This is a genomic window from Bacteroides sp. 1_1_14 (genome assembly GCF_000162515.1).
Lineage (GTDB): Bacteria > Bacteroidota > Bacteroidia > Bacteroidales > Bacteroidaceae > Bacteroides > Bacteroides thetaiotaomicron.
Genome location: NZ_GG774705.1, coordinates 288,419 through 301,836, shown reverse-complemented (window position 1 = coordinate 301,836; position 13,418 = coordinate 288,419). Strand labels below are relative to the sequence as shown.

Annotated in this window: 12 protein-coding genes and 1 pseudogene; all 13 read right to left on the bottom strand. The window is 36.5% G+C overall.

Annotated features, from left to right (window positions below; genetic code table 11):
- Window positions 1–80: 80 nt before the first annotated feature.
- A complete protein-coding gene (locus HMPREF9007_RS13735) occupies window positions 81–1,298 on the bottom strand; it encodes a DegT/DnrJ/EryC1/StrS family aminotransferase (RefSeq protein WP_008761453.1) in 1,218 nt (405 codons plus the stop codon).
- A 68-nt stretch (window positions 1,299–1,366) separates the two neighbouring features.
- Window positions 1,367–2,608, bottom strand: a complete 1,242-nt coding sequence (locus HMPREF9007_RS13740) for a glycosyltransferase family 4 protein (RefSeq protein ID WP_008761452.1) — start codon at window positions 2,606–2,608, stop codon at window positions 1,367–1,369.
- A gap of 1 nt (window position 2,609) precedes the next feature.
- Entirely contained in the window at window positions 2,610–3,095 is a 486-nt protein-coding gene (locus HMPREF9007_RS13745) for a sugar transferase (RefSeq protein ID WP_008761451.1), read from the bottom strand.
- Between the two features lie 14 nt (window positions 3,096–3,109).
- Window positions 3,110–4,399, bottom strand: coding sequence for an ATP-grasp domain-containing protein (locus HMPREF9007_RS27680; protein WP_008761450.1), 1,290 nt, complete (start codon window positions 4,397–4,399; stop codon window positions 3,110–3,112).
- A complete protein-coding gene (locus HMPREF9007_RS13755) occupies window positions 4,399–5,592 on the bottom strand; it encodes an ATP-grasp domain-containing protein (RefSeq protein ID WP_032850391.1) in 1,194 nt (397 codons plus the stop codon). The genes HMPREF9007_RS27680 and HMPREF9007_RS13755 overlap by 1 nt, the downstream gene beginning before the upstream one ends.
- A gap of 210 nt (window positions 5,593–5,802) precedes the next feature.
- On the bottom strand, window positions 5,803–6,378 hold the full coding sequence (locus tag HMPREF9007_RS13760) for an acyltransferase (protein ID WP_008761448.1): 576 nt from the start codon (window positions 6,376–6,378) through the stop codon (window positions 5,803–5,805).
- Window positions 6,379–6,467: 89 nt separating this feature from the next.
- Window positions 6,468–6,654 (bottom strand): annotated as a pseudogene (locus HMPREF9007_RS27675) (GDP-mannose 4,6-dehydratase); the annotation flags it as partial.
- Between the two features lie 11 nt (window positions 6,655–6,665).
- The gene (gene rfbA, locus HMPREF9007_RS13765; RefSeq protein WP_008761447.1) at window positions 6,666–7,589 is read right to left on the bottom strand and encodes a glucose-1-phosphate thymidylyltransferase RfbA; all 924 of its coding nucleotides are present in this window, start codon (window positions 7,587–7,589) and stop codon (window positions 6,666–6,668) included.
- A gap of 79 nt (window positions 7,590–7,668) precedes the next feature.
- The gene (gene rffA, locus HMPREF9007_RS13770) at window positions 7,669–8,796 is read right to left on the bottom strand and encodes a dTDP-4-amino-4,6-dideoxygalactose transaminase (protein WP_008761446.1); all 1,128 of its coding nucleotides are present in this window, start codon (window positions 8,794–8,796) and stop codon (window positions 7,669–7,671) included.
- Between the two features lie 2 nt (window positions 8,797–8,798).
- Window positions 8,799–10,022 carry a glycosyltransferase gene (locus HMPREF9007_RS13775; protein WP_128567829.1) on the bottom strand — a complete coding sequence of 408 codons (1,224 nt, stop codon included), beginning with the start codon at window positions 10,020–10,022 and terminating at the stop codon, window positions 8,799–8,801.
- Window positions 10,023–10,027: 5 nt separating this feature from the next.
- Window positions 10,028–11,089 (bottom strand): glycosyltransferase, encoded by a 1,062-nt coding sequence (locus tag HMPREF9007_RS13780; protein ID WP_008761444.1) that lies wholly within the window; start codon window positions 11,087–11,089, stop codon window positions 10,028–10,030.
- A gap of 3 nt (window positions 11,090–11,092) precedes the next feature.
- Window positions 11,093–12,331 (bottom strand): O-antigen ligase family protein, encoded by a 1,239-nt coding sequence (locus tag HMPREF9007_RS13785; protein ID WP_129593461.1) that lies wholly within the window; start codon window positions 12,329–12,331, stop codon window positions 11,093–11,095.
- Window positions 12,304–13,407, bottom strand: coding sequence for a glycosyltransferase (locus HMPREF9007_RS13790; protein WP_165000521.1), 1,104 nt, complete (start codon window positions 13,405–13,407; stop codon window positions 12,304–12,306). The genes HMPREF9007_RS13785 and HMPREF9007_RS13790 overlap by 28 nt, the downstream gene beginning before the upstream one ends.
- Window positions 13,408–13,418 lie beyond the last annotated feature (11 nt).

Here is a 13,418-nt window from a genome sequence, read left to right as displayed (position 1 = left end):
GGCTACCTTTTTATTTTACTCATTAATCAAAACTTTTATCTTATTTACAATATATAATCTTCCTTTCGAACAGACTCTTATTAGTGACTCTTTACAATATCTACAAAATTTTCAATTACATACGCCACATCATTATCTGTAAGTCTAGTATGTAGCGGTAACGTTATCTCATTATGATACATCTCATATGCATTAGGATAATCTTTAATATCAAATCCCAGTGCTTTATACGCTGTCATCATCGGCAACGGCTTATAGTGTACATTGCAAGCAATGCCCCGCTCTGCCATTTTGATGATAATCGCATTACGTTCCTCAATAGTTTTACCCTCCAATCGGCAGATATACAGGTGACCACTCGAAGACGTTCCCTCATCATTATCAGGATAATGATTCAACGGAATAATACAAGTACCCTTCACTCCCTCATTATACAGACCTATTATCTCACGTCTGCGACGTAACATCTCCGGATAACGCTTTAGTTGCGCCAGTCCGATACCTGACATCACATCCGTCATGTTACATTTATAAAAAGGAGCAATGATATCATATTCCCATGCACCCAGCTGCGTCTTAGCCAGTGCATCTTTGTTCTGTCCATGCAGACTTAACAGTTGAAACTGCTTATACAGTGTATTGTTGTCCAACCCCTCACGGTTCACCCAAGTCAACGCACCACCTTCAGCCGTAGTCAGGTTTTTCACCGCATGGAATGAGAATGATGTAAAGTCAGCAATCGCGCCACACATCTTTCCATTACGTCTTGCTCCAAATGCATGAGCGGCATCAGCCATCACAATCACTCTGCCATATGCATTCTGAATATCATTAGCTGGCTTAAAGAGATATTTCTTACTCTCCACCACCTCAAATATCTTATCATAGTCACACACGATACCGGCCAGATCAACGGGAATAACCACTTTTGTACGCTCAGTGATAGCATCAGCCATCTTGTCGTAATCCATTTCAAACGACCCAGGCTTCGTATCCACCATCACCACCTTTGCACCAACGTGGCAAGTAATACTTGCCGTTGCGGTATATGTATATGCACTGGTAATCACCTCATCACCCGGTCCTACACCCAAGGCTCTCAAGATTGATTCCATACAAGCCGTAGCCGAGTTCAAACATACCGCCTTCTCCGTACCACAACACATAGCAATCAGCTGTTCAAATTCCTTTGTCTTCGGACCTGTAGTGATCCAACCGGAACGCAGTGCTTCCGCTACCATCTCGATTTCCGCATCGCTCATATCAGGGGGAGAAAACGGAATATTCCTTAACTTCATATTCATAGTTGAATTATACTTTTATAAAACTATTCACTTTTATTTATCAGCATTTCTGCTTAGCCAAACTAACCTTTCGCCACACTCTTTATAACGTCTATATATTTTTGCGTGCCAATCTCCCTTGTCAGATTTTCCATTACAAACTTTCGACCATTCTCACCATATTTCCGGCACATCTCCCTATTCCGGCAAAGCTCAAGAATTGCATCTGTAAATGCCTGCTTGTCACCGGCTTTCGTAAACACACCACATTCGTTCTCACTAAGAATAGTCTTAATCTCATTCTCATCAAAGTTCGCCAGTACCGGTCTCGATGCTGACATTATGCTCCAAGTCTTGCTTGGCACTGAGTTTTCACCCACACCCGGTTTAGAGATAATGATACCCACATCTCCCAAGCTAAACACATGGCTAATATCTTCGTATGGTTGAAAAGGTAGAAGAGTAACATTCTTGATATTATCTCGATCTATGATTTCTTTGACCTGCTCCTTATAAGCACCCTCTCCAATCAATACAAATTGTATTTCCTCATTGTCTTCCAAACCTTTTGCAACATCAAGCAGCAAATCCATATTCTGGGTCAGACCTATATTTCCACTATAAGTGATATAAAACTTATTTCTATCCAAATGATACTTATCAAACAACTTATTATCCTTTCGGGCAACATTCTTCACTGCATTCTGATCCACCCAATTGTAGACAACTACAATTTTCTCTTCAGGTACACCTTTAGCCATGATATTTCTCTTGAAACCTTCCGAAATAACAATTATCTTGTCCGCATGCTTATAAGTAAAGTTCTCTACAATACGACCAAACTTCCATAAAAGACTTCCCTTATGAGTCATACCTGCCCCAATAAGAGAATCCGGGAAAATATCTTGCAAATTATACACAAATGGTTTCTTTGTGAAGAGTTTCACTATTGCAGCCATTGCGCCTTGAGTAGGAGGTGTACTAGCAATCAACATGACATCACACGACCTTCCATCCTTCGTAAAAACAGCTTTTCTGAACTGTTTCAAATTCTGTACAAAATATCTAAAAGCCCTAATAAGGGAATTTTTTCCTTCCGGCATTAAACTAAAACGATGAACAACCATTTTACCATCAAACATCGTCTCCATTCTCTTTTTCTTATACTCATTTCTGACCTCAGAAGTAATGTCACGGGATGGTAATGGAGTAAATACAACTATACTCCAACCTGCATCAATAAAAGCTTGATTCCGATTCCAGCTAATATAAGGGCTTGCAACTCCTTCTGGTAAAAAATATGACGGCAAAAGCAATATTCTCATTTTAGTTCGTATAAATATTTTCGTGTTTTAATACTGTCACAATTGTTTTAAGAAAGATCTTCATATCAAGCCAAAAACTAATATTATTAGCATACCAAGCATCCATTAATCTTTTTTCTCGTACACCTATGCTGTTTCTATAGTAGGCTTGCGTATATCCAGTCAAACCAGGTTTTACTTTCATCTTATCAACCTCATCAAGTTGATAACTATCTAAGGCACTCCATCCACTTGCACGAGGACCGATAAGGCTCATCTCACCTTTAAGTATATTAAATATTTGAGCTGTCTCATCCAAACTAGTAGTTCTAAGAAATTTGCCAACTTTGGTAACGCGAAGATCATTCTTGGAGTTATAAGTACTTCCATCAGAATTAATTATATTTTTGGCATTTACTTTCATCGACCGAAACTTATACATATGAAATTTCTTGCTATTTTTACCGATACGCTCAGCCATAAAAAATATGGGACCGCCATCCTCCATTTTAATAGCAATGGCTACACAAATCCAAATAATACAAAAAAAATGGAAATAAAAAAAAATGCGATAAGCCTATCGCTGATAGTTTTGATAAATTTGGTATACATTTTATCTATGATTCTATAATGATGTAATCTTTCAAAGTTTCCCATCCTTTCCCCCCCCCAAGCACGAGCCTCTTCTGGGGTAGCCCCTTCAGTCAATATCCAGCCACAAATATCAGCTTTGGTTTGATACGAAGGTAAGACATCTCCAACCTTCTTACGAAGAATTATATCCACTATATTATTCTTGCCAATAAGCTTATCTATCGGTCTAAGCTTCTTAATTAAACCAGGTTTATAAATAATCAATCGAGAAGCTATATACTTTTTATAAATTGGAACAGGATTGATTTTTTGTCCCAAACATAAATTTATATTATTATTCAATTCGTCTACACCTCTCGAATAAGGAACAATATGAGATGATATTAAATTTTGCCCATTACGTATACCAACATCAATGATATAGGGTTTACCATCTAATGAAGAAACTATCAAATCAAAATTAACTGGTCCAAAATTTAGACCAAGAGCCTTTACCGCGGTCTTAATCTCTTCTTCAATTAAAAATTCCATATCTTGTGAAACATCTAAGTAAGTAGTTTGGCTATATTCTGGAAAAAACTCATGCCATCTGAATTCGGTTTTCATAATAGAATATATGTAAACTTCTCTTTGACAAACATAAGCCTCTACGCTAAACTCTTCTCCTGAAATAAAAGGTTCGACATAAATTTCATTGTTCCGGGACTCTTCAAAAGCATATTGGATTGCAGACTCTAGCTCTGAATTATCAAACACTATCTTTACACCTTTACTCCCAGAACCATCGCTTGGTTTCACCACACAAGGAATCTTTAATAAATGTTTATTAATCTCTTCCTTATTGCGTATTTCAAAAATCTCTCCTCCTGAATTCAACCCGTATTCATTCAACCGCTTACGGATTTGATACTTGTTCATTGATATATTAGATGTCTCTATCGGCATACAAGGTAACCCCAATTTTTCGCCAATGTAACTAACTGTCGGCAAAGACAACGTCGCTCCCCAAGTCAACACACCATTAATATTAAGTCTCCGAGCATAAGCCAAACAAGCTTCTTTATCTTTTACATCAATAATTTGATAGCCATTTGCATGTGTGAATCCTGGCTGACCTTCTTTATAATCGACACAATAGGCTTCATATCCCAATTGACGAACTCGTTGTATTGCAGGAACCTGATAATTAGAAGCCCCAACAACTAGAATTTTCTTCATTATTCTCTAAAAATATTTATATCTATAATATTCTTTATTTCATCAGCTTTAGCTAATGCATCCCGGATATCAGACCTTTTAACTATAACATAGCCACAACCATCAAGATTAGTCCTATATGGTGTGATAGAATCTCCAACATGAAGATGATGTTCCACTATTACATTAAATTCAGTCTCGATTTTAACAAAATCAGGGAGAACTTTAACTATCCCTGGTTTTAGAGCAAGAAGTTTCGTAGCGACTGGCTGCGGAGATGTGGCTGGAGTCCAGTTAGTTTCATCACCAACAGCAGCTTTAATCATATTGCCCATGTAATCAATACCTGTACCTGTCGGTATTATATGAGAACCAATCAGATTCCCTCCCATACGAGCACCAATATCCACAATATGTACTTGACCTTTACTGTTTATCAACAAATCCATATTTACAGAGCCATGATTAACTCCAAGAGCTATAAGAGCATTCTTTACGCATCCTTTTACCTTATTCTCTAAGGATAAGGAAAGACCAGAAGGTATAGCGTGTCCCAGCTCTGCATAATATGGAGGTAATGTCATATCTTTCTGCATTACTGCCAATACATAAATTTTCCCATTATCTACAAATGACTCTACACCATATTCACGACCTACAATAAATGGTTCAGCCACTGCTCTATGGGTTATAGAACTATTTATAGCAAGTTCACAAGCCTCAATCAAATCCTCACCCCTATCAACTCTTGACGCCCCTCTACTACCAGAACCATCACACGGTTTGACCATAACAGGATATTTAATACCATTCTTATACTTTTCAGCTTCCTCTACATTATGTATCTCATAAGAATATCCTGTATCATCAGCTTTTGCATCAAAAAGGCATTTTCTAACAGCTGCTTTATTCCTTATTCTTTTAGCTGCTTCATAATTAATTCCTGGCAGTTCTAGTTCTTGAGCAATATAGCTCATAGTAAGTACACCATAATCAGTCGCCGCTGTAAGCACGCCATCTACATTTTTTCCACGAGCATATGCAAGACATGCTTCTTCATCCACAATATTGATAACTGCATGTTCATTTGCTGACAAAAAGCCCAATGCATTTGGGTCCGCATCTAAGCAAAAAACATAATAGCCCATTTCACGTGCTTTTTTAATAACAAAATTTTGAAGGAAACCACCTCCAAGCATTAAAAGTTTTTTCATAATGATAAAATAAGTGCTCACCATATAGCAATAATATCCTCAAGAATGTTGTAGCATACTTCGGTAAACGTCCAATTTCTACGCTAGTTATTTAAATCTCCTTTATTCTTGGATGTATGCACACTTGAGATAATTAACGCCCATTAAATCTTAGATTTTATTAAATGAAGCCAAAGCAATGCTATCATTTCACTAAGTAAAAATCATTACTTATTGCTCATTCTCCTTTATTATTCTTGCAGGATTACCAGCAATTATTACGTTATTAGGAAATGATCCACACACCACACTGCCAGCTCCTACCACCACATTCTTACCGAGAGTAGTACCTTTCAGAATGATTGAGTTTGCCCCAATGAAGCACCCCTCACCGATGGTAATAGGACGATGTTTGACTAAATCTAAACGTTCAACTGGAGAACGCTGACTATATGATAGAGGATGGAAATCATTATCGATAATCTTACACCCACTACCAATATCAGTATGGTCACCTACAGTTATTGAATCTATGGAGTAGAGTGTGCATCCACTCATACAGACATGAGATCCTATATTTATCTTACCACCCATTCTTGCAACAATGATACATCTTTGCGAAAGACCAATCATATTGCTAAATGGGTGTGAGAATATGTTAGAGCGACCTACCTTACTAAATGTTATTGATGAACCCTTCTCTGCATAAATCACAGCAAATCCACGAAACCAAATATTATCCTTATATTTTAAACGATATTTCAAGTAGTTTAAAAATAAGAATATTGTCCTTAAAAGCATTTCCATTACGATCTTTCACCACATATTACATTATAATATCTCTTATATTCACCACTTGTAATGCTATCCATCCAAGCCTCATTATTTAGGAATGCATTGAAGTCGCAAATATCCATCTTCACAAACTTATAGTTAGGCTTGTCTTCTATTTCTTTCAGATTAGCCCAGCTACCTACATGCGTAAATTTATCCTAATTGATGATGTTATAACTTTAGGGATTTGTTCACAAACAAATGTACAACGAGTGAGCTTATGAAACCGACACTACCAGTGATTACTATATTTTTTCATCTTATTTCCCCACTTTATCAAGTATATTAGTTGAATTAATGTCTTGCTTCATTTCGTCAATAACCTTGAAAAGATACTGACCGTATTGATTCTTAATCATTGGTTGTGCAAGTTCACGCATGCGCTCTTCACTAATCCAACCTTTACGGTAGGCGATTGCTTCGAGACATGCGATTTTCAATCCTTGACGTTTCTCAACAACCTCAATGTAGGTCGATGCTTCAGAAAGAGAATCATGTGTACCTGTATCCAGCCATGCAAATCCACGACCAAGAATCTGAACTTTCAATTCCCTGTCATTCAAGAACCACTGGTTAACTGTAGTTATCTCATATTCTCCTCGTGCTGACGGCTGTATCTTTGATGCTACATCAACAATTTTGTTTGGATAGAAATACAATCCCACAACTGCATAGTTGCTCTTGGGCTTTACTGGCTTCTCTTCGATTGATAGACAATTACCATTACGATCGAATTCAGCTACTCCATAACGTTTTGGATCGTTTACCCAATAGCCAAAGACAGTAGCTTTGTGTTCTTCGTCAGCAGTACGAACTGCATCTTTCAGCATATCCGTAAAACCACTACCAAAGAATACGTTGTCGCCTAAAACAAGACAAACAGAATCATCACCTATAAAGTCCTTACCAATGGTAAAAGCCTGTGCAAGGCCATCAGGCGATGGTTGTTCAGCATACTCAAAATGAACACCGTAATCAGAGCCATCTCCCAAGAGTCGTTTGAATCCCGGAAGGTCAAATGGTGTTGATACTATCAGTATGTCACGAATACCTGCCAGCATCAATACCGAAATTGGGTAATATACCATCGGCTTATCGTAAATAGGCATGAGTTGCTTAGAGATGCCTTTAGTAATTGGGTAAAGGCGCGTTCCTGAGCCTCCCGCTAAAACTATACCTTTCATAATATTGTTACGATTATTGGTTCCTCACCGAGAATTCGAATCTCGCTATACTTATTGTCTTCAGGTAAGGATGTGCTTTTTAGTTCTTTGAGCAGAACTCAATAATGTGTTTAATTATCTTCTTAACCTCCAAGTCTGTCAACTCATAATACAGAGGCAGACGAACAAGGCAATCGCTATAATAGTCACAATTTGGCAATTCAGCACCATAATACTTGTCTGCATAGTACTTACTGCTATGAAGAGGCAAATAATGGAATGTTGTCTGTACATCATTCTCCTTAAGGTATGTCATCAGAGCTATACGATACTCCAGTGATGGGCAAAGGAGATAGAACATGTGTCCGTTGTTTGTAGCATACTCAGGAATAAATGGAAGACGAACCATATCACCAACCTTACCGTTCAAGCCATTGTAGTACATTTCCCAAATATGCTTGCGCTTATCCTGAATGTCATCCAATTGCTCCAACTGTGCCCATAGAAATGCAGCATTGAACTCAGAAGGAAGAAAACTGGAACCCATGTCCACCCATCCGTATTTGTTGACCATACCACGATAGAACTCTGCACGATTGGTTCCCTTCTCCCAAAGAATTTCTGCACGACGAATGAAACGATCATCATTCACTACAAGCATACCACCTTCTCCACTACTGATATTTTTTGTCTCGTGAAAAGAGAATGCCCCAAGATGACCGATACCACCAAGGGGCTTATCCTTGTAGAAGCTATCTACACAATGTGCTGCATCCTCAACTACAAGAAGGTTATACTTCTCAGCCAATGCCATAATAACATCCATATCGCATGCAACACCTGCATAATGTACCACTGCAATGACCTTAGTTTTTTCTGTAATCAATGGTTCAATCTGTGCGACCTCCATATTAGGAGTCTCTTTACTTGAATCTGCAAAGATCACCTTCGTATCCTCACGAAGAAATGCAAGAGCGGTAGATACGAAAGTGTATGAAGGGATAATTACCTCATCACCTGGCTGGAGATTACAAAGCATTGCGCACATTTCAAGTGCATCGGTACCTGATGTAGTCAACAGACACTTCTTGAAGCCATACTTCTCCTCAAAAAAAGTATGACACTTCTTTGTAAAATCACCATTACCTGACATTGTTGTAGAATGACAAACTTCCTCCATATATTTCAGTTCACGACCAGAACAATAGGGTTTATTAAATGGAATCATAATTATATTTTATTTAAATATTCACCAATTTGCATCAATCTCTCATTGTATTTTTTTGAATCATATCTCGACAATGCATAACTTCTGCACCTTTGAATAATGTCGCTATTCTTCTTTACAGTTTTCTGTACAACCTTTTGTAATTCCGTCACATTACGTGCCTCCACAAAGGTGCCGACAGTATTATCTGAAACATAAGGCATTCCAGATATATCAAAACATAATAAGGGAACACCACATGCCAATGAGTCTAAACAAGCATTTGGCATTGTATCTAATAAACTTGGGAAAACAAATAAATCTCCGATAGAAAAATACTCTGCCAGTTTATTTTGGTCACGAATAAATCCAATTGGAATATAATTCTTTGGCAAAAATGATTTATCCTCACACATATATCCTACATGAATAAATATGTAGTTATTATTGCTTTCAAATCTTCTTGCTAGTTCGATAAAGAATCGACATCCTTTACGGTCATTCACTGTATTATTAAATGGCGCAATACAGGTGATAACGATTTTATTATCACTTATTCCAAGTTCACTATACAGATTATCTGTATTTCTAGGATAGTATATATCCATATCAATAGATTCATCTAATTCCACAATTTTAGCATTTTGCAGCAAGGGAGACTCTTTCGCTTTTTCGACAACAAAACGTGGACCGACAAAAGCAGCTTTTGATAACATTTGGTACGCTTTTTGTTTCATTTTAAACACTGCTTTTGATCCATCCAAAATGAGACTAGTTGGATATGAAGCCTTATTTGGGCAGTTACCGCACCCCCAAAAATAACGATTGCAACCATTATTATATGCACACTTGCCACCATAAGCATATTCGTCTATCATTATGTGAACTAAAGCAATATTATTATCTGCCACATATTTATACAATTTATACTCATTCAAATAGTATCCATGAATACAAACTATGTATATTGTGTCAATATTGGCTTTTGAGAAGAATCGTAAAAGTTTGGTTGTTGAAGAACTAGAATAAAATCCCTGTCGTCCTGTCATGCGAACCATCAAAGCATGAATATTAACAGATAAGAAACTACCTATTTTTTTCATAGACGAATTAGTTGGAGATGCACCACGACCATAGCAAAAATATGATCGATATCCCTTAGCTAATAAATTCCGATGGAGATTTAGTGATATCTGTCCAGTGCTACCAAAATCTACATTATTAATAATCGCTATATTCTTCATCATTGTGATTAGCTAATTACATAGTTAATTGCATCTATCACTCCTTCAGCTTTAATCTCATTAGTCGCTTTACTATAATAATAATCCATTGCCCTGCGTCCCATATCGATATATTTAATACGATTTTCAAAAGCATCTAACATAATTGCCGAGAGATCTTCGTCCTTCTCATACATTATACCATTTACGCCATTCTGTATATGATAGATTTCTCCACCAGTAATAGCATCCTTGCGTGAGACGAACGGAACGCCATAACCCATACTTTTTGGAACAGACAAACCGGCTTGTGTCGGAGAAAAGCACAGCAATGACTGTTGGAAGATCTTCAAAATTTCCTTCTCATCATAGATTGCTCCATGAAAAGCAACATTGTCTTGAAGTCCATTATCTTTAACATATTGTTCCAACACTTCTCGTTCAGAACCTGCACCAACAATTCGCAATTTTGTATTGCATGAACTCTGTTTGTAGAACTTATTGTAAGCCTCAAGCAGCAAATCGAGCCCTTTTCCTTTATAAAGCGTCCCTATAAAAAGAAAGTCTTTCTTTAGCTCAGGTTTGAATTCTATTTTCTCTACATCGGTAGTATTGATTGCTTCAAATATATTGTCCATCCGTAAATTAGTGTTCTTCCAAAATTCTCGTGACTTATTTATATAGAAGATATTAGCATCACATACTGATAACACTTTTTGGAAAAACCTATCCAACAAATTGTGTTTTCTGTAGGTAATGTACGGATGGACATAAGACACTCGGAAACCAATACTCCATGAGATTACTTTATATCGTCTATTACCAAATGGCAATAAACAATAAGCTGGTACATGGAAATCTGGTACAAATATGACAACATCAAATTGTTTACAAAGAGATTTTAAGTCACTAACTAAAATTATAGACTTGATCTTTATGTAATTTAGTTTATGTTTTTGAAAACTACATGGAATTGACGATTTATCTTTTGAGTAATATGCAACCGTCAGTTCGTGAAGTTCTGAAATACAATTGTAGGTTGATACATTATACGCAGATATTTCGTTTTGAAGGATTAATACTTTTGCCATTATTCAATATTGTTGCGGTTTATAGATTAAAACGAATACAAGAACAAACCAAAACATACCAGTCATAAGATATGATCCTGAGAATAAAAGATTTACAAACGGATATATAAACAAGGGTACTAGGAACAAAAGATTTCGTTCTATTTTTATTATAAAATATGCTCTTTTTATACTTATAATTAGTATTATTATCCAAAATGCAAAATAGAAAATTCCACCGCCTTCCAGAATTTCTAAAAAGATATTATGAGGATATCCAAATGCACCAATAGTATGAAAGATTCCATAACCAGTATATCGATTTGCCTCAATATTCTTTTGTGCTAATTCAAATACAATATCACGATTAGATGTTTGTGCCATATCAATACCGCTTGAAGAAATATAGGAAAAGGCACGATCCATACCTCTATTAAAAGTATTTTCAAGAACTGAATTTTGAACAAGATCAAATATAATGACAACTCCTAGTAAACCCAACGGAAGGACAAAAAACAGGACCTTAAATATATTTCTTTTCTTGACAAAGATTAAACTAATCAGCCCCGCTAATGCAAATAGAAAGACTACGCCACCTCTTCCTCCAGAAGAAAGACATGTTAAAGGAAGCAGCACACACATTACGATACTTACTAACTTAAAGACTTTGTTTTTTAGAAATTTAAATCTATCTTCTCGTTTCGACAATAAACCATAATATATAGCTCCAAAGGCAAGTGCTGACTGGTAAGAAATGCCATTATAACCTTCTATTAATTCTCCTAGCATCATCATCTTAGGCAATCTTGCTATCATTCCTATACCAAGAATAATCAAGATAACATCTAAGTATTTATACATACCTTCAATACTATTGTTTTTTGCAATTAAGCTAGCAATTAACATTGGTGACAGCGAAAAGAATAAAAAAAACTGATAAGCCTTTTTTGTCCATTCTAAAGGAGGCGATTCAGAACTAATATCAGAAAAATAACATGCAGTAAATATAATTGGGATTAATAAAACCATCTTGCTAAAAGGTTTACCCAATATGAAAATATCATGTACAACTAATAGCAATGAAAGTGCAAACAATGATATCATATAATAAAGGTACAACGCACTACCTTCTTCCTGTCTATAACCTGTAATTCCGCAGAAAGCCGAGAACATTTCTGCACCTAAAAAGGAAAGGGGATATATCCAACATTTTAACTTATATAATCTATCCATTTTTACTTCTCCTGATACAGTTTTACCCACTGGTTCCCAATATTATCAACACTAAAAGCTTTAGCTTTCAGTACCGATTGGGTTGACATTTCAAGCAACCGTAATTTATCTCCAATTAAGTATTCAACTATCTTTATATACCCCTGCTTATCGAATGGCTTTACAAGATATCCATTCACACAATTATCAATCACATCTTCTGCTGCCCCGTAGCTATTGAAAGCAACAGGTACCACACCATAGCTCATAGCCTCCACCAATACCAGACCAAAGCCCTCATATGCAGAAGTTAAGCAGAAGACAGAGGCCTCCTTGTAATATGGCTCTGGAGATTTGAAACCCTCGAACGATATATTTGTAAGACTCATTTCTTTTGCCATAATTTTGAGTCTTGGAAGATCTTCACCTTCGCCAACTACCTTAAGTTGCCAATCTGCATGTTGTAGCTCAATATTTTTCCACACATGCAGTAGGAGATCATTACGTTTTTGAGCAAATGAGATGCGCCCAACATAAAGTACAATCTTCTTTTTTTCTATTATCTCATCATCTTTGCATACAATGGTACAAGGATTATAGATAGCACATACCTTGTCTTGAGGGAAATCGGGTAGGAAAAATGCAAGTTCTTTCTTGTATGCATTAGAAAGTAGTACAAATTGATTGGAATACTTAAGAATATCTTGATAATGCTGTTTGTATTTCTTTTTATACATAGCATTCATCACTCCCTTGACAACTGACGTTCTAAGCAAAGGGAGTAGCCATGCGAGATGAAATTTCTTAAATAGAGAATAACGAACAATAGTAAAACTAGTAACGGGAGCAAGGAGAGAATTATGAGCTACCGTAAATATCTTGGCATGACCGTAGCAGCTAGTATGCACAAGTTTAGTCAGATTCTTGTACAATCCATCCTGATTCACAACCACATCTATTTTTTGTTCCTTCAACAATGATTGGATATAGTAGATATTCTGCTCATTCAGCAGTTCTGTATTGGGAAGTACATATTGGTTCTTAATACCACCATTAGTAGGTTGAGAGGAAAGATAGTAACAATTATGTCCTAGAGTGCGGAAGTAGTCACATAGAACTTTTGTCACTCTCTGTACCC